This is a genomic window from Campylobacter sp. 110, from assembly GCF_002383965.1.
GTDB lineage: Bacteria > Campylobacterota > Campylobacteria > Campylobacterales > Campylobacteraceae > Campylobacter_D > Campylobacter_D coli.
In genome coordinates, this window is the sequence record NZ_NXBD01000017.1 from 46,243 (window position 1) to 63,586 (window position 17,344).

General features: G+C 32.4%; 15 protein-coding genes and 3 pseudogenes. 11 read left to right on the top strand and 7 right to left on the bottom strand.

Annotation, left to right across the window (positions count from 1 at the left end; translation table 11 throughout):
* Window positions 1–5: 5 nt before the first annotated feature.
* On the bottom strand, window positions 6–905 hold the full coding sequence (locus BGS43_RS01680; RefSeq protein WP_025399098.1) for an NAD(P)H-dependent glycerol-3-phosphate dehydrogenase: 900 nt from the start codon (window positions 903–905) through the stop codon (window positions 6–8).
* Complete coding sequence (gatB, locus tag BGS43_RS01685; RefSeq protein ID WP_002825291.1) at window positions 905–2,323, bottom strand: Asp-tRNA(Asn)/Glu-tRNA(Gln) amidotransferase subunit GatB; 1,419 nt, start codon at window positions 2,321–2,323, stop codon at window positions 905–907. The genes BGS43_RS01680 and gatB overlap by 1 nt, the downstream gene beginning before the upstream one ends.
* A 114-nt stretch (window positions 2,324–2,437) precedes the next feature.
* Here gatB and luxS point away from each other — a divergent pair, with 114 nt between their 5' ends.
* From luxS to metF, 5 genes are all read left to right on the top strand, one after another.
* Window positions 2,438–2,932, top strand: coding sequence for an S-ribosylhomocysteine lyase (gene luxS / locus BGS43_RS01690; RefSeq protein WP_002825290.1), 495 nt, complete (start codon window positions 2,438–2,440; stop codon window positions 2,930–2,932).
* A gap of 315 nt (window positions 2,933–3,247) precedes the next feature.
* A complete protein-coding gene (locus BGS43_RS01700) occupies window positions 3,248–4,240 on the top strand; it encodes an isopenicillin N synthase family dioxygenase (protein ID WP_052784131.1) in 993 nt (330 codons plus the stop codon).
* 13 nt (window positions 4,241–4,253) lie between these two features.
* Window positions 4,254–5,024, top strand: a complete 771-nt coding sequence (locus BGS43_RS01705) for a MetQ/NlpA family ABC transporter substrate-binding protein (protein ID WP_002801060.1) — start codon at window positions 4,254–4,256, stop codon at window positions 5,022–5,024.
* A gap of 22 nt (window positions 5,025–5,046) precedes the next feature.
* On the top strand, window positions 5,047–7,311 hold the full coding sequence (metE, locus tag BGS43_RS01710) for a 5-methyltetrahydropteroyltriglutamate--homocysteine S-methyltransferase (RefSeq protein WP_025399101.1): 2,265 nt from the start codon (window positions 5,047–5,049) through the stop codon (window positions 7,309–7,311).
* A 9-nt stretch (window positions 7,312–7,320) separates the two neighbouring features.
* Entirely contained in the window at window positions 7,321–8,169 is an 849-nt protein-coding gene (metF, locus tag BGS43_RS01715; protein WP_096568572.1) for a methylenetetrahydrofolate reductase [NAD(P)H], read from the top strand.
* A gap of 9 nt (window positions 8,170–8,178) precedes the next feature.
* On the opposite strand, the gene BGS43_RS01720 is transcribed toward metF, so the two are convergent.
* From BGS43_RS01720 to radA, 3 genes are all read right to left on the bottom strand, one after another.
* A complete protein-coding gene (locus BGS43_RS01720; RefSeq protein WP_002777366.1) occupies window positions 8,179–8,379 on the bottom strand; it encodes a hypothetical protein in 201 nt (66 codons plus the stop codon).
* The gene (locus BGS43_RS01725) at window positions 8,376–9,056 is read right to left on the bottom strand and encodes a F0F1 ATP synthase subunit A (RefSeq protein WP_002777368.1); all 681 of its coding nucleotides are present in this window, start codon (window positions 9,054–9,056) and stop codon (window positions 8,376–8,378) included. The genes BGS43_RS01720 and BGS43_RS01725 overlap by 4 nt, the downstream gene beginning before the upstream one ends.
* 151 nt (window positions 9,057–9,207) lie before the next feature.
* Window positions 9,208–10,548 (bottom strand): DNA repair protein RadA, encoded by a 1,341-nt coding sequence (gene radA, locus BGS43_RS01730; protein ID WP_002799208.1) that lies wholly within the window; start codon window positions 10,546–10,548, stop codon window positions 9,208–9,210.
* Between the two features lie 135 nt (window positions 10,549–10,683).
* Here radA and BGS43_RS01735 point away from each other — a divergent pair.
* The 4 genes and pseudogenes from BGS43_RS01735 (at window position 10,684) to BGS43_RS01750 (ending at window position 13,732) form a co-directional block, all read left to right on the top strand.
* Window positions 10,684–11,534, top strand: a pseudogene (locus tag BGS43_RS01735) (carbon-nitrogen hydrolase family protein).
* A 2-nt stretch (window positions 11,535–11,536) separates the two neighbouring features.
* Window positions 11,537–12,418: pseudogene (locus BGS43_RS01740) on the top strand (polysaccharide deacetylase family protein).
* A 41-nt stretch (window positions 12,419–12,459) separates the two neighbouring features.
* Window positions 12,460–12,795, top strand: coding sequence for a hypothetical protein (locus tag BGS43_RS01745; RefSeq protein WP_002777373.1), 336 nt, complete (start codon window positions 12,460–12,462; stop codon window positions 12,793–12,795).
* Window positions 12,788–13,732 (top strand): annotated as a pseudogene (locus tag BGS43_RS01750) (CobW family GTP-binding protein). The gene BGS43_RS01745 and the pseudogene BGS43_RS01750 overlap by 8 nt, the downstream one beginning before the upstream one ends.
* On the opposite strand, the gene ftsY reads toward BGS43_RS01750, so the two are convergent.
* Window positions 13,729–14,595, bottom strand: coding sequence for a signal recognition particle-docking protein FtsY (gene ftsY / locus BGS43_RS01755; protein ID WP_025399103.1), 867 nt, complete (start codon window positions 14,593–14,595; stop codon window positions 13,729–13,731). The pseudogene BGS43_RS01750 and the gene ftsY sit on opposite strands and share 4 nt — an antisense overlap.
* Window positions 14,595–15,152, bottom strand: coding sequence for a TlpA family protein disulfide reductase (locus BGS43_RS01760; protein WP_002825280.1), 558 nt, complete (start codon window positions 15,150–15,152; stop codon window positions 14,595–14,597). The genes ftsY and BGS43_RS01760 overlap by 1 nt, the downstream gene beginning before the upstream one ends.
* Window positions 15,153–15,233: 81 nt before the next feature.
* Between BGS43_RS01760 and BGS43_RS01765 the strand changes: the two genes are divergently transcribed.
* Complete coding sequence (locus tag BGS43_RS01765) at window positions 15,234–15,860, top strand: 5-formyltetrahydrofolate cyclo-ligase (protein WP_002825279.1); 627 nt, start codon at window positions 15,234–15,236, stop codon at window positions 15,858–15,860.
* Entirely contained in the window at window positions 15,781–17,334 is a 1,554-nt protein-coding gene (gene rny / locus BGS43_RS01770; protein WP_052784966.1) for a ribonuclease Y, read from the top strand. Before BGS43_RS01765 ends, rny begins: the two co-directional genes overlap by 80 nt.
* Window positions 17,335–17,344 lie beyond the last annotated feature (10 nt).

Here is a 17,344-nt window from a genome sequence, read left to right on the forward strand (position 1 = left end):
AACTCCTAATTATCCTTTGTCTTCAATAAATTTTGTACTGCTTGTTTAACATTTTTTCCTTGTAAAATTTGCACTATTTCATTTACGATAGGGGTATAAATTTTTTTATCTTTTGAAATCTTTTCTATAGCATAGGCTGTTTTCACTCCTTCAGCTACTTCGCCTAATTCTTGTAAAATATCATCAAGTTTTTTTTCTTTTGCCAAAGCCAAACCTACGCGGTAATTTCTTGATAATACGCTAGTTGCAGTTAAAAACAAATCTCCTGCGCCCCCAAGCCCTAGGAAAGTTTCTTCTTTGGCTCCAAAAAATTTACCAAAACGATGCATTTCAATAAGACCTCTAGAAATCAAAGAAGCTCTTGCATTGTTTCCAAGCCCCAAACCATCACTTATACCGCTAGCAATAGCTAAAACATTTTTATAAGCACCACAAATTTCAGCTCCACGCACATCATTATCTGTGTATACTTTGATAAAATCTGGAAAAAAACTTGCGAATTCTTTACATAATTTTTCTTTTATCCCACTCACAACTAAAGCACAAGGAAGATTTTGCATTACTTCGGCTGCAAAAGAAGGACCACTTAAAACGCAAAGCTTATCCCTATCTACAAATTCGCTAAAAATTTCATCTAAAAACTTACAAGTTGAAGTATCTATACCCTTAGAAGCGATAAGAATTTTTTGACCCTTGTTAATAAAATTTTGTTTAAGCCAAGAATGAATTCCTTGAGAACTTAAAGCAAAGACTAAATATTCACAATCTAATGCCTGTTCTAAACTCACAAAATAAGGCAAATCTCGCTGCGTGCGAGAAGTCATCAAACAAGTATTATTAATGCTTAAAGCACTGTATAAAGCACTGCCCCATTTTCCTGCGCCGATGATTGCAATTTTGCTCATCAGCCCAACTTTGCTTTTAAAATTTCATTGACCTTGTTAGGATTAAAGGCTCCCTTACCTTCTTTCATAGTCTGCCCCACAAAGAAACCAAAAAGCTTATCTTTTCCACTTTTATATTCTGCGACCTTATCGGCATTTGCATTTAAAATTTGATCAATTACTGCTTCAATAGCCGAATCATCGCTAACTTGCTTAAGCCCTAATTTTTCAATCGCCTCATCAATATCCATATCTGGATTTTCAAAAACATGGGCTAAAACATCCTTTGCTGCTTTTGCACTGATAACACCCTCTTCTATGCGTTTGATTAAAGTGCCAAGCTTAATCGCATCTACAGGAGAATTTTCTATAGTTAATTCCCCTTTTAAAAGTCCCATAAGTTCAGTATTTAACCAATTTACACAAAGCTTAGGATTTAAATTTAAAGCAATCAAACTTTCAAAAAAGCGACTCAATTCAAGCGATCCTATAAGCACCTCTGCATCACTTTCTTTAATGCCTAGTTCGTTTATATAACGCATTTTTTTCTCGTCAGGAAGTTCAGGAATTTGAGTATCTAAAAATTCATCTTTTAACAAAACAGGTAACAAATCAGGATCTGGAAAATAACGATACTCTGCTGCTTCTTCCTTGCCACGCATACTTCTTGTAACTAAATTTACCGTATCAAAAAGTCTTGTTTCTTGCACGACTTCTTTATCGTAAACACCATCTTCCCATGCTTCACTTTGTCTTTTTACCTCATATTCTATAGCTTTTTGGATAAAACGGAAAGAATTAAGATTTTTAATCTCTACTCTAGTATAAAGCTTAGTATCACCCTTTGGTCTTATACTTACATTAGCATCGCATCTAAAACTTCCCTCTTGCATATTTGCATCAGAAATATCTAAAAAGCGTATGATAGAATGAAGCTTTTTAAGATATGCTACTGCTTCATCACTGCTTCTAAGTTCAGGTTCGCTTACAATTTCAAGCAAAGGAGTTCCTGCGCGGTTTAAATCTACTTTAGAATAATTATTTTCGTGGATATTTTTACCCGCATCTTCTTCTAAATGCGCTCTTGTAATACCTATGCGTTTATTTTCGCCATTTATATTGATAAAAAGCTCACCTTTTTCTACTATAGGAATATCAAATTGTGAAATTTGATAAGCTTTGGGCAAATCAGGATAAAAATAATTTTTTCTATTAAAAACACTTTTTTTGTTTATAGTGGCATTTACCGCTTTCCCAAAAGCGATGGCCTTTTTTACTGCTTCTTCATTTAAAACCGGTAAAGCCCCAGGTAAAGCCAGACAAGTAGGGCAAACATTTGTATTTGGAGCTTCTCCAAAAGAAGTTGCACATGAGCAAAATATTTTTGTTTTGGTATTTAGTTGAGTATGTACTTCAAGTCCTATAACTACTTCAAACATTGATTTTCCTTGAATTTTAATGCTTTATTTTATCCTTTTTTCTTTTAGAAAGGCTTTAAATATTATTTTTAAATGTTATAATCTATAAAATAATTTATATACAAAGGAGTTAAAATGCCATTACTTGATAGTTTTAAAGTAGATCATACCAAAATGCCAGCACCTGCTGTGCGTTTAGCTAAAACAATGAAGACACCAAAAGGCGATGATATTAGCGTATTTGACTTGCGTTTTTGCATACCCAATAAAGACATCATGAGTGAAAAAGGCACACATACCTTAGAGCACTTATTTGCGGGTTTTATGAGGGATCATCTTAATTCAGATTCGGTTGAAATCATTGATATTTCACCTATGGGCTGTCGTACGGGTTTTTATATGAGCTTAATTGGAACACCGGATGAAAAAAGTGTTGCTAAAGCTTGGGAAGCCTCAATGAAAGATGTTTTAAATGTAAGCGATCAAAACAAAATTCCTGAACTTAATATCTATCAATGCGGAACTTGTGCTATGCATTCCTTAAATGAAGCAAAAGAAATTGCACAAAAAGTTTTAAATTCTAGTATAGGTGTGATGAATAATGGAGAATTAAAACTTGAAAATATTTAAGAATTAATCCTTGAATTTTCAAGGATTAAGCTTTTTTTAATATATTTTTCTTTACAATTCTTAAAAATCAATTTTTCCAAGGAGAAAGAATGAAACTGATGTGCCAGATGTGTAGTATCTAGTGCGTCCTTTGGCTTTACGTTATGTTTCCAAAGGTCCAAAAAGGTGGATAAGGAGATATAATGTGTAGAAAAGTCAAAAAGTTTATTTTTTCAAAACACAACTTAAAATCCTAATTTTCAGTTAAATCTTACAAAACAAAATCTAAACATTAAGATATCTTCTTATCCTTAAATATAATTTTAAGGAGAGAAAATGAATTTACCTGTACTTGATTTAAAGATTTATGAAAAAGACAAAAGTGCCTTTCTTAAAAATCTAAGAGAAGTTACTTCAAATGTAGGTTTTTTTTATCTTATCAATCACGGTATCGATAAAAATTTAAATGAAAAATTATTTAAACTTAGTAAAGATTTTTTCAATCTTCCTAGAAGCTCTAAAGAACTTATTTCCATGGTGCATTCGCCTCAATTTAGAGGTTATACAAGCGAAGGCTTTGAATATACTGCTGGAGAAAAAGATTATAGAGAACAAATTGACATAGGCACAGAAAGAAAAGCTTTAAAATGGGATTTAAATTCGCCTCTATGGCAAAGATTAGAAGGTCCAAATTTATGGCCTGATGAAATTCCTGAACTTAAAGAAATATTTTTAGCTTGGCACGAACAAACAAGAAACGCTTGTTTAAAAATTTTACAAGCATTTGCCGAAGCTCTTGATCTGCCTAGCGATGCCTTTGGCAAACTCTATGGTGAAAATTCTTATGAACATTGTAAAATCATACACTATCCAAAAAGCTCCAAAGATGCCTCTCAAGGAGTAGGACCACACAAAGATGGTGGACTTATTACCTTTGTTTTTCAAGAAGAGCAAAACGGACTTGAGGCTTTCATAGACGATCAATGGATTAGTGTTCCTCCACTTGAAGGTAGTGTTGTGGTTAATATAGGAGAATTTTTAGAATTAGCCACTAATGGTTATCTAAAAGCTACTATACACCGAGTAAATTTAAGCCCTAAAGAGCGCTTTAGTATAGCTTATTTCCTTGGAGTGCAGCTTGATAAAGATATTCCTATTTTTCCATTAAATCCTGAACTTGCCCAAGAAAGCAAGGGCGTAGATACAGATCCAAAAAATCCACTTTTAAGAAATGTTGCTAGCAACTATTTTAAAAGAATGATACGCTCACATCCTGATGTAGCACGCATTTATCACAGTGATTTAATAGAAAAATTCAGTTTCGCATAAAAAGGAGGGAATGATGACTATATTTGTAAAAGCTTTTTGCATAGCAACTCTTTTTACGAGCTTTGCCTGGGCTAATAAAGAACTTAAAGTAGGTTCTTCAGTTGTCCCACATGCAGACATTTTAAAGTTTATCAAACCTACTCTTCAAAAGCAAGGTTATGATTTAAAAATTTACGAATTTAATGATGGGGTGATTCCTAATATTATGGTGGAAAATGGCGAACTTGATGCAAATTATTTTCAGCATGAACCTTATTTGAAAGAATTTAATCAAAGACAAGGCACTCATCTTGTAAAAGTTGCTAGTATTCATATCGAACCTATGGCGGTATATTCTAAAAAACATAAAGAATTTCAACCTAAAACAGGGGCAAGTATATCAATACCTAACAATCCTACAAATGAAAGTCGTGCTTTACGCATAGTAGCAAGTGCGGGATTAATCGAGATTAAAGATAGCGAACTTGTTACGCCTTTGGATATCGTAAAAAATCCTAAAAATCTTAAATTTGTAGAATTAAAAGATGCCCAACTTACAAGAAGTTTAGATGATGTAGATTACTCTCTTATCAATAGTAATTTTGCAATTTTATCGGGCTTAAATCCTATAAAAGATGGGCTTTATACAGAAAATAAATATAGCGAATATGGCAATATCATCGCCGTTAAAGCAGGAAATGAAGAGCTTGATAAAATCAAAGCTTTAGTCAAAGCTTTACAAAGTGATGAAGTTAAAAATTTTATAGAAGAAAAATATCAGGGTGCTTTAATCCCTACTTTTTAATTTAACAACAAAGGAGAACAATATGAAAAATTCAATCATTTCTTACCCAAGAATAGGTGCAAATAGGGAATTAAAATTTGCTATTGAAAAATATTTTAAAGCTCAAAGTTCTAAAGAAGAGCTTTTAGAAACTGCTAAAAATTTAAGAGCTAGACATTGGAAAGATATCCAAAATGCGGGGATTGATTTCATTCCTAGCAATGATTTTTCGTTGTATGATAATGTACTAGATGCGGCTGTGCTTTTTAATATCACTCCAAAACGCTATAAAGATTTAAATTTAGATCCTTTAGATGAGTATTTTGCACAAAGTCGTGGTTATCAAGGAAAAAATGGAGATACCATAGCTCTAGCAATGAAAAAATGGTTTAATACAAACTATCATTATTTAGTACCTGAGTGTGATGATGCAAGTATTATAGCTTTAAGTGGGGATAAAATTTTTAAAGAATACCTTGAAGCAAAAGAGCTTGGCATAGAAACAAAACCTGTTTTAGTAGGAATTTTTACCCTCTTTAAACTCATAGCCTTCAAAGATGAAAATACTAAACAACTCGCTAAAGACAAGCTTTTACAAGCATACATTGAACTTCTTAAAAAGCTTAATTCATTAGGGGTAGCATGGTTAGAACTTGATGAACCTTATTTAGTTTATGATTTAAATCAAGAAGATATTGCTTTATTTGAAGAATTTTACAAAGAACTTTTAAAACACAAAGGGGAAGTTAAAATCTTGCTTCAAAGCTATTTTGGAGATTTAAGAGATATTTATACTAAACTTTTAGAAAGTGATTTTGATGCTTTGGGGCTTGATTTTGTAGAAGGCAAAGAAAGTTTAAATTTAATCCAAAAACATGGTTTTGCTAACGACAAAATACTTTTTGCAGGTATAGTAAATGGTAAAAATATCTATGCTAATGATTACGCAAAAAGCTTAAAACTCATTAAAGAGCTTCAAAAATACGCTCAAAATATAGTTTTAAATACCTCGTGTTCGCTCTTGCATGTTCCTTATAGCACAGAATTTGAAACTAAATTAGATTCAAGTTATCTTAAACTTTTCTCTTTTGCAAAAGAAAAACTTAAAGAATTGCAAGACTTAAAAGCTATCATAAATAGCAATGAAGAAAACCCTCTTTTTAAAGCCAATCAAGAACTCTTTAAAAATATTCCTAATCGTTTAGATGAAAAAGTAAAAGCTAGACTTCAAACTCTAAAAAAAGAAGACTTTGTAAGAAAGCCTGAATTTAAAGAGCGTATCCAAATTCAAAAAGAATTTTTAGAACTTCCTGTTTTACCAACCACAACCATAGGATCATTTCCTCAAAGTGCTGATGTACGCTCTAATCGTCTTGCTTTTAAACAAGAAAAAATTTCAGCACAAAACTATACTGAATTCAATCAACAAAAAATTAAAGAATGTATCCAAATTCAAGAAGAAATAGGACTTGATGTTTTAGTGCATGGGGAATTTGAAAGAAATGATATGGTGGAATATTTTGGAGAAAATTTAAAAGGCTTTTTATTTACTCAAAATGGCTGGGTTCAAAGCTATGGAACAAGATGCGTAAAACCACCTGTAATTTGGGGCGATGTATCACGCACAAAACCTATCACTCTAGCATGGTCTAAATTTGCTCAAAGCTTGAGTAAAAAAATCGTAAAAGGTATGCTAACAGGTCCTGTGACTATACTCAATTGGTCTTTCCCAAGAGAAGACATCAGCCTAAAAGAAAGTACTGAACAAATAGCTTTAGCTTTAAGAGATGAAGTTTTAGATCTTGAAAATGCAGGCATTAAAATCATACAAATTGATGAAGCGGCTCTAAGAGAAAAACTACCTCTAAGAAAAAGCGATTGGCATAGTGAATATTTAGATTGGGCGATTCCTGCTTTCAATCTTGTACATAGCGGAGTAAAAACCAAAACACAAATTCATACTCATATGTGTTATAGCGAATTTAGCGATATCTTAAAAGAAATTGATGCAATGGATGCAGATGTAATATCTTTTGAAGCTTCAAGATCAAATCTCAATCTTTTAGATACCCTAAAAGCTGTTAACTTTCAAACCGAAGTTGGACCAGGAGTTTATGATATACATAGCCCTAGGGTGCCTAGCGTGGAAGAAATAAGCTCAACCATAGAAAAAATTCTTAACAAATTGCCTAAAGAGCAAATTTGGATCAATCCAGACTGCGGACTTAAAACAAGGGGTTATGAAGAAGTTGTAGCTGCTCTTAAAAATTTAGTTATCGCCACACAAAAAATAAGAGAGAAATTATAAGGGGGTTTTATGTGTAGCTTTTCTTTTGAAATTTTTCCACCAAGAAGAGATGAAAATATTAAGAATCTTAATGCAATTTTAGATGATTTAGGACAATTAAGTCCTAACTTCATCAGCGTAACTTTTGGTGCTGGCGGCTCTATAAATTCAAAAAATACCCTAGAAACAGCAAGCTTAATTCAAGAAGAACATAAAATTCCTAGTATAGTGCACCTACCTTGCATTCATTCTAGTAAGGAAAAAATTATAAGCATACTTCAAGAATGCAAAGAAAGACAACTTGATAAATTTCTTGCTTTAAGAGGGGATGTATGTAATGATTTGGAAAAAAGTAAAGATTTTTCTTATGCAAGTGATTTGATCTCTTTTATCCGAAAGCAAGGAGAATTTGAAATTTATGCGGCTTGTTATCCTGAAAAACACAACGAATCTCGAAATTTTATAGAAGATATACACCATCTTAAAAATAAAGTTGATGCAGGCACAGACAAACTCATCACTCAACTTTTCTACGATAATGAAGATTTTTACACTTTTAAGCAAAATTGTGCTTTAGCGGGTATTAATATTCCTATCTATGCAGGAATTATGCCTATTACAAACAAAAAACAAGTATTAAAAATTTCGCAGCTTTGCGGAGCTAAAATTCCACCTAAATTTGCCAAAATTTTAGAAAAATACGAAAACAATACTTTAGCCTTAGAAGATGCTGGAATTGCTTATGCCATAGATCAAATTGTAGATTTGATTACTAGCGGGGTAGATGGAATTCATCTTTATACCATGAATAAATCTAAAGCAGCTATAAAAATTTATGAAGCCGTAAAATATTTATTAAAAGAAGAACTTCACGCTTAAAAATAAAACTTACTTGCTTTTATCTTGATTGATTTTAAGTTTTAATTCATAATTTTCTATAAGACAAACAAAAACTAAAGATAAAAGCAAACCCGGAAGAAGTCCTAAGAAAAAATATAAAAAAGAATGAAATTTAAAAAAGAAAAAAAGTGCGCCAAAAAGCATTAAAGCTAAGGACGCACCTTTGAAGAATTCTAAGATATAAATCAATGACCTTCCTCAACTATCGTTGCACCTGCTAGATAAACATAAGTCAAAATCATAAAAATGAATGCTTGTAAAAATGCCATAAAAGTTAAAAGAACATATGCAGGAAGCGGTGCAATATAAGGCACAAGAGCCAAAATTACCATTAAGAATAAATCATCACCCTTAATATTTCCAAAAAGACGAAAAGATAAAGAAACAACGCGAGAAAGGTGAGATACTACTTCGATAGGAAACATCAAAGGAGCAAGGAATTTAATAGGACCCATAAAATGAGCAAAATATTTTATAAAACCTTGAGTACGAATTCCTTCAAAATGATAATAAACAAATACAATAATAGCCAAAGAAAGTGTTAAATTTAAACTTGCTGTTGGAGCATGAAAGCCTGGTATAATACCGATGATATTACTAAAGAAAACTATAATTCCCAAGGTTGCTACAAGAGGAAGATATTTTCTCGCACCTTTTTCATCTCCCATAGTGTCGCGTCCCATTGACAAAACACCCTCTAAAAACGCTTCACCTAAATTTTGCATACCGCGTGGAACAAGTTGCATAGAACGAGTAGCCATTGAAGCACAAATGACAGCAATCAAAGCTACCAAACCTAAATGAAAAAAATAAGAAAAAGTATGACTTGAGTCAAGTAAAGAACTGAATAAAAATAAATCTTTCATAATTTCCTCGCTATTTTTTTAAACTCTAATTATATTATCATCTTGCTTATATTTTAATGAAAACTAACAAAATATTTACTCCTAATTTAATAAAAAAATAGCTCTAAATTTGTTAATGTTAAAACAAAAAATATAAGGCTTTATAGCAATATCACATCCATTCTAAAACTTGGGCAAGCTCTTTGGCTACAAAGCATTTAAGCCCTACATCTTCTAAAGGTTTAGATGGAATAATAGCATTTTTAAATTTTTGCATTTTAGCTTCTTTTAAACGGGTATCAAGACTAAAAACTTCTCTTATTTCTCCATTTAAACTCAATTCCCCTATAAAAACACAATCCTTACTCAAAGGGCGATTTTTAAAACTAGAAATAATAGCCGCAACCACAGCCAAATCAGCCGCAGTTTCATTTACCCTTACTCCACCGCTAATATTTACAAAAACATCATAATGACCAAGAGGAATTTCTAATTTTCTTTCAAGTAAAGCCAAAAGCATATCAAGACGATTTTTTTCATAGCCTGTGGCACTGCGTTTAGGATAAGAACTCTCGCACACTAGAGCTTGCACCTCTAAAACCAAAGCACGAGAACCCTCCATTACAACACCTAAAGCACTGCCTGAAGTAGCTTTACCTCGCGTAAAAAAACGATTGGCTAAATCTTTTGCACTAATTAAACCCTTAAAAGTCATTTCAAAAATTCCCACCTCGCTTGTGCCACCAAAGCGATTTTTAAAACCCCTTAAAAGCCTGATTTCTTTAGTTGCATCCCCTTCAAAATAAAGCACCACATCGACCATATGTTCTAAAACCCTAGGGCCTGCTATGGCTCCTTCTTTGGTGATATGTCCTATTATAAAAGTGCTGATATTGTAAGTTTTGCTTACTCGCATAAGTTCAAAAGTGATCTCGCGCACTTGAGTGATACTTCCAGCCGCTGAAGCAATTTTGTTTGAATATAAGGTTTGTATGGAGTCGATGATAAGAATTTCATAATTTTTCTTATGCAATTCTTCTAAAATATTTTCAAGACAAAGCTCTGTAAGTAAAAATAAATTAGGAGTATTAGCCTCAAGACGATCGGCTCTTAATTTGATTTGCGCCTTACTTTCTTCTCCACTTACATAAAGAACTTTTTTATTTTTTTTAGCCAAATTAGAAGCAATCTTTAGTAAAAGTGTAGATTTGCCCACCCCAGGGCTACCACCTATAAGTACCAAAGAACCCTCAACAAGCCCTCCACCTAAAACCAAATCCAGCTCATCATCATCAGTGCTACACCTTGAAAAATGCTCGAGCTCCACATCTTCTATACAGATAGCCTCGCTTGCTTTTGTACTTGCTTGTGCGATTTCTTTTAAAACTTTAATTTGTTCAGATTTTAATTCTATAAAACTATCCCAAGAACCACACTCAGGACATTTTCCAAGCCATTTGCTTTGCTGATTTCCGCAAGCTTGACATTCAAAAAGAATTTTATTTTTAGCCATGATACTTTCTTTAAAGAATATTTATTGCAATAATTTTTCACATTATAACAAAAATTAAATTAAAATTTAACAAAAAGTCAAATAAAATTAAGTTTTATATGATTATAATATAAATAAAATAAAAAAGGCTAGAGTATGCAAAAATTACTAAAAGTCGCCCTAATCCAATTTGCTGCAAAATCTTACGAGGTTCAAAACAATCTCGATAAAGCCTTAAAGCTTGCCCATCTTGCATTAGAGCAAGGTGCTAGGCTGATAGTTTTGCCTGAACTTTACGATAGTGCTTGTTGCGTGGAAGATCAAGATGAAAAATTTAGCTTAAATTTACATCAAGCACATCCTAACTTGATGCATTACAAAAATTAGCCAAAAACTATCAAGCTTATATCGTAGCATGTTCTATAGAAAAAGATACCCAACTTTATGATAGTGCTTATATCATTAATCATAAAGGTCTTTTAGGTGTTTATAGAAAAATTTATCTTTGGGGTAATGAAAAAGAAAGATTTGCAAGAGGGGATAAATATCCTATTTTTGAACTTGAATTTGAAAATTTTAAACTCAAATTAGGTTTGCAAATTTGTTATGAAATAGGCTTTAGCGAAGGATCTAGATTTTTAGCGCTTCAAGGAGCTAAAATCATTTGCTTTCCTTCAGCTTTTGGAAAAGCAAGAACTTATGTTTGGGATCTAGCAAGTAGAGCTAGAGCCTTAGAAAATGGTGTTTTTGTCTTAGCTGCTAACCGATCTGGAAGTGAAATTTCTAAGATAAATAATAAAACTTTAACCTTTGCTGGAAAATCAAAAATCATCAATCCTAAAGGAGAAATTATAAAAGAGATCTTAGAAGAAGAAGGTTTTATCGTAGCCGAGCTTGATCTTGAAGAAGTTCAAATTCAAAGACAAAATTTACCTTATCTTAAAGATTTAAATCTCAAATTAAATCAAGAAATATTAACAAGCATCCATCTTAATACAAAGGAGTAAAAATGGCAAAAGAAATTCTAGTTGCTTATGGCGTGGATATTGATGCGGTAGCAGGATGGCTAGGAAGCTATGGAGGTGAGGATTCTCCTGATGATATTTCAAGAGGGCTTTTTGCGGGTGAAGTGGGTATTCCTAGACTTTTAAAACTCTTTAAAAAATATAATATTCCTGCAACTTGGTTTGCTCCAGGACATTCTATAGAAACCTTTCCTGAACAAATGAAAATGATAGTAGATGCAGGACATGAAATAGGTGCTCACGGGTATTCACATGAAAATCCTATTGCAATGAGTGCTAAACAAGAAGAAGATGTTTTGCTTAAAAGTATAGAACTTATAGAAAAAATCAGTGGTAAAAAACCGAGCGGATACGTAGCACCTTGGTGAGAATTTTCAAATATCACCAATGAACTTTTGCTTAAACATGGCATCAAATACGATCACTCTTTAATGCACAATGACTTCACACCTTATTATGTGCGCGTTGGGGATAAATGGACTAAAATTGATTATAGCAAAGATGCCAAAGAATGGATGAAACCTTTGGTGCGCGGACAAGAAACGGATTTGATAGAAATTCCTGCAAATTGGTATTTAGACGATCTTCCTCCAATGATGTTTATTAAAAAATCTCCAAATAGCTTTGGTTTTGTCTCTCCAAGAGATATAGGCCAAATGTGGATAGATCAGTTTGATTGGGTTTATAGAGAAATGGATTATGCTATTTTTCCTATGACTATACATCCTGATGTAAGCGCTAGACCTCAAGTTTTACTCATGCATGAAAGAATTATTGAACATATCAATAAACACGAAGGTGTAAAATGGGTAAATTTAAACGATATGGCGGATGATTTTTCAAAACGCTTTCCAAGAAAAAAATAAATTTGCAAGGCTTTTAGCCTTGTGAATTCAAAAGGATAAAAATGTGTATTTTATGTGGTGAGATGATAAGCACTTTACATTGGAGTGAATTAAATTTTAAAGAAGAAAAACACGAACTTAGCGTAGGTGAAGAACAAAAAGAAAGATTAAGGATAAGACTTAAAAAAGTCAAAATTTTAAATGAAATTTTAGAATTTTATGGATTAAAACTTAAAGAATGGCAAAATTCAAAATACATACTAAGCAATAAAAAAGGGCGTGATATTATCGTTAATGATTTGGGCGATTTGTGGATTAAGGCTAGCGAGCTTGAAAAAAAATCATTTGATGTATTAGATGAAAATCTACTTCATTTTTTAAGAGCTAAACATGGCTAAAATTCCTGTTCATGTTGTTACCGGTTTTTTAGGAAGTGGAAAAACAACCTTTTTAAAAGAAATATTAACCGATCAAGCTCTTAACGATATCGCTCTTGTAAATCAACGAACTAGGGGAAGTTTCTTTAGATCATAAACTTATACAAACAGATTTTATCGAGGAACAAACTTTATTTTTAAATGCAGGTTGTGCTTGCTGCAATAAAAGAGAAGATTTGCAAAAGAAATTTAAAGAATTGCTTGACAATTTTGAAAACAAAGGTAAAAAACCTCAAAGAGTCATACTAGAAACCTCAGGCTTAGCAAATCCTGCACCTATTATCTTTACTTTTCAGAGTGATGTGTTTTTAGCTAACCATTTTGAATTAGCCAATATTATCACTTGTATTGACGCTTTTGAAGGGCTTAATCACTTACAAAATGAAGAAGCTTGCAATCAAATATTAAGCTCTGATTTTTTAATACTTACAAAAAAAGATCTTAATCCTCATACCCAAAGCTTAGAAGAAAAGATAAACACTTTATATCCTAATATACAAATCATAAGCAAAGAAAATTTTAATTTCGATATGCTTTCTAGTCATCATAAAATTCAAAGAGAAATTAAAAATATAGAAATAAAAAGCCATAAAGATGATATAAGTTCTATAACTCTTATTTTTGACAAGGCTATAAATTGGAATATTTTTAGCATTTGGCTTAGCATGCTTTTACATGAACACGGATCAAAAATTCTAAGAGTAAAAGGGCTTATCAATACAGAGGAATCTTATCTAACCAACATTAATGGAGTAGGACATCTGATTTATCATCCTACGCATACTAAAATTTCAAGCCTTAATCATCCTTCGCAATTGGTATTTATAGCGAAAAATTTAAAGCTAGATAGGATTAAGGAATCTTTAGAAATTTTTTAAGGCTTGAACAATTAAATTAATCAAAAACACCCTCTAAAAGTGTGTCTAAGAAATTTTGTGCATTAAACTCTATCAAATCTTGCATTTTTTCACCCACCCCTATATACAAAATAGGAAGTTCTAATTCACGCGCTATACTAAAAAGTGCTCCACCCTTTGCTGTGCCATCAAGTTTAGTAATAATAACTCCATCAAGCTGAACAAGTTCATTAAAAGCCTTAGTTTGTAAAATGCCGGCATTGCCTTGAGTACCATCAAGTACTAAAATTTTTCTATGCGGGGCATGAGGCATAGCTTTAGCCGAAATTCTAACGATTTTCTCTAGCTCATTGGCTAAATTTTTTTGATTTTGCAAACGACCCGCTGTGTCGATGATAACCTTATCAAAACCCTTAGCTCTAGCCTTGCTAATAGTATCAAAAGCAACCGCCGAAGGATCATGACCTTGTTGGGTTAAAACTATATCCACCCCTACTTTTTCAGACCAAAGTCTTAGCTGCTCTATCGCCCCTGCCCTAAAAGTATCACAAGCGCCTAAAATCACTTTTTGACCTTGGCTTTTGTATAAATTAGCAAGCTTAGCTATACTCGTGGTTTTACCCGCGCCATTTACCCCTAAAATAAGCTCCACAAAAGGCTTTTCATCTAAAAATTCTTTATTTTCATAAAGAAAATAAGAACCCATCACACGCTTTAAATCTTCTTTTTTAACCTCATCACTGGGTGGTAAATAATAAATGATTTCTTCTACGATCTCATATGCCACATCTGCTTCAAGTAAAATTTCCTCTAGTAAATCTTTAGTAATTTTTTTATTTTCACCTTTAACACCCACTATACTTTCAAGGGTTTTTGCAAGTCCTTTTTTAAAAAAATCAAACATTAAAGTATCGCCTTTTGTATATCAATTTCTAACATTTCTTCTGGAATCAATCCTAAGTATTGATTTACAAGCTGAGAGTTTTTATCATATAAAAACATAGTAGGAATTCCATTAACTCCGCCTAAAATTTTAGCTAAAAGATAATTATTTTCACCATTGGCTATTTTATATAAAATCTGATTTTTTTGAGCAAAAGCTCTAAGCTCCTCATCACTCTTATCTTCAAGTAAAACACCCACTATATTAAACTGCTCTTCATATTTTTCTTGAAGCTTATTAAGATGCGGAATCTCTGCAATACAAGGGGAACACCAAGTAGTAAAAAACACAAACAAAGTTGCTTTATCCCCATCAGCAAAATTTAAATTTTCATTATCTTTTTTTATAAAAATTGAATTTCCGTCTATTAAATTGAGATTAAATCTCAAGTTCTCACTTTGACTTAAGCTTGATTGAACGCTTGCATTCATATCACTTTGATCTTTTTCTTTATCATTGCTACAAGCAACAAAAAAACCCAAGAGTAGAGCTAATGTAAATACTTTTTTAATTTTCATTCTATCATTTTCCTTAGTATCTTCGTAAAAAATGTTAAAATTATATCATAGTTAAGATAATAATTTTTAAAAAGGCACACAATGCAAAAAACATCTTTTAGAGCTTTGCAAAAAAACCGTCTCGCGCAACACAAAAAACTTAAATTCAAACAAGATTTCATAGTGTTTAAGGAATGTTTTAACTTGATTAAAAAAACAAAAGCGAAAAATATTCTAATTTTCATTCCTTTAGGATATGAGCCAAATTTACTCAAATTTAGACATATTTTTAGTAAAAATCATAAACTTTTTGTCCCATTTATGCAAGATAAAAGTTTAAAAATTGTAAAATTAAGATTACCTTTTGTTAAAAAAAGGTTTAGGGTATTAGAACCCATGGACTCCTTTTTGAAAACTAAAATTGATATAGCTATCATACCCGTGATAGGAGTAGATAGAGAATTAAAAAGAATAGGACATGGGCAAGGTTTTTATGATAGATTTTTTGAAAATTTAAACTATAAACCTCTTGTAATTTTTGCTCAAAGTATCAATGCTATAAGTGAAAAAAAATTAACCCAAGAGCATGATATTGCGGGTGAATTTTATATCAACCCTTATAAAAAATACTACAAGAAAGACAACAAATATGATAGAATCACTTATCGCACTTATAACCGCTATAGTCGGTCTTGGAATAGGATATTTAGTTGCAAAAAAAATCAATGATGCTAAATATGAAATTTTTGTTGAGCAAGCAAAAGCGAAAGCAAAAGCTATAGAATACGAAGCTGAACTGATTTTAAAAGATGCCAAAAATTCAATCCTTAATGCCGAACTTGAAGTGAAAAAAAAATACGAGGATAAAACTCACAAAATTCAAAAAGAATTCAATCAAAAATTTGATGAACTATCCAAAAAAGAGCAAAAACTTCAACTTCAAGAAGAAAGCTTAAAAGAAAATCAAGAAGAATTATTACGCTCTAAAAAACAAATGCTTGATTTAGAATCAGATGCTGACAAGCTTAAAAAACAATACCAAACAAAACTCAATGATGTTTTAAATATTTTAGAACATTCAGCAGGGCTCACTCAAGATGAAGCAAAAAATATCATTCTTGAAAAAGTAGAAGAAAACTCACGCAATGAAATTGCTCATATCGTTAGGAGATATGAAGAAGAGGCTAGAAATGAGGCTAAAAGAAAGGCAAATTACATCATAGCACAAGCAACCTCTCGTTTTGCAGGAGAATTTGCTGCTGAAAGACTTATTAATGTTGTCAACATCAAAAACGATGAGTTAAAAGGGCGTATCATAGGCAAAGAAGGACGCAATGTTAAAACCTTAGAAATGGTTTTAGGAGTAGATATCATCATCGATGATACACCTGGAGCTATCATAGTAAGTTGCTTTAATCTTTATCGCCGTGCTATTGCAACTAAGGTGATTGAACTTTTAGTAGAAGATGGAAGAATTCAGCCTGCTCGCATAGAAGAAATTCACGAAAAAGTATGCAAAGAATTTGATAATGCTATTTTAGAAGAAGGTGAAACTATACTGATGGACTTAGGGCTTTCTAAGGTCCATCCAGAAATCACCAAACTTATAGGAAAGCTTAAATACCGCGCAAGCTATGGACAAAATGCTTTAGCACATTCTTTAGAAGTAGCTCATTTGGCAGGAATCATCGCTGCTGAGTGTGGAGGGGATGAAAATTTAGCACGACGCGCAGGAATTTTACACGACATAGGCAAAGCTTTAACGCATGATTTTGAAGGCTCTCATGTAGACTTAGGAGCAGAACTTTGCAAACGCTATAAAGAACATCCTGTGGTTATTAATGCTATTTATGCTCACCATGGACATGAAGAAGCTACAAGCATAGAATCAGCAGCCGTTTGCGCAGCCGATACGCTCAGTGCTGCAAGACCGGGTGCTAGACGCGAAGTCTTAGAAGCTTTCTTAAGAAGAGTAAGCGAGCTTGAAGAGATTGCTAAAAGCAAAGAAGGTATTAAAAATGCTTATGCGATTAATGCGGGAAGAGAAATTCGTGTCATTGCAAATGCAAAACTTGTAAATGATGATGAAAGCGTGCTTTTAGCCAAAGAAATAGCTGCTGAAATTCAAGAAAAAATGCAATACCCTGGAGAAATCAAGGTAAATGTCATACGCGAACTAAGAGCCATAGAATACGCCAAATAAGAGAGCTAAT

Coding starts and splice junctions, on each gene's coding strand:
- BGS43_RS01760 (WP_002825280.1), bottom strand. CDS start 15,152: ATGAAAATTAAAAAAGTATTTACATTAGCTCTACTCTTGGGTTTTTTT.
- metE (WP_025399101.1), top strand. CDS start 5,047: ATGAAAAATTCAATCATTTCTTACCCAAGAATAGGTGCAAATAGGGAA.
- BGS43_RS01680 (WP_025399098.1), bottom strand. CDS start 905: ATGAGCAAAATTGCAATCATCGGCGCAGGAAAATGGGGCAGTGCTTTA.
- BGS43_RS01705 (WP_002801060.1), top strand. CDS start 4,254: ATGACTATATTTGTAAAAGCTTTTTGCATAGCAACTCTTTTTACGAGC.
- ftsY (WP_025399103.1), bottom strand. CDS start 14,595: ATGTTTGATTTTTTTAAAAAAGGACTTGCAAAAACCCTTGAAAGTATA.
- BGS43_RS01765 (WP_002825279.1), top strand. CDS start 15,234: ATGCAAAAAACATCTTTTAGAGCTTTGCAAAAAAACCGTCTCGCGCAA.
- rny (WP_052784966.1), top strand. CDS start 15,781: ATGATAGAATCACTTATCGCACTTATAACCGCTATAGTCGGTCTTGGA.
- BGS43_RS01700 (WP_052784131.1), top strand. CDS start 3,248: ATGAATTTACCTGTACTTGATTTAAAGATTTATGAAAAAGACAAAAGT.
- gatB (WP_002825291.1), bottom strand. CDS start 2,323: ATGTTTGAAGTAGTTATAGGACTTGAAGTACATACTCAACTAAATACC.
- BGS43_RS01725 (WP_002777368.1), bottom strand. CDS start 9,056: ATGAAAGATTTATTTTTATTCAGTTCTTTACTTGACTCAAGTCATACT.
- radA (WP_002799208.1), bottom strand. CDS start 10,548: ATGGCTAAAAATAAAATTCTTTTTGAATGTCAAGCTTGCGGAAATCAG.
- metF (WP_096568572.1), top strand. CDS start 7,321: ATGTGTAGCTTTTCTTTTGAAATTTTTCCACCAAGAAGAGATGAAAAT.
- luxS (WP_002825290.1), top strand. CDS start 2,438: ATGCCATTACTTGATAGTTTTAAAGTAGATCATACCAAAATGCCAGCA.
- BGS43_RS01745 (WP_002777373.1), top strand. CDS start 12,460: ATGTGTATTTTATGTGGTGAGATGATAAGCACTTTACATTGGAGTGAA.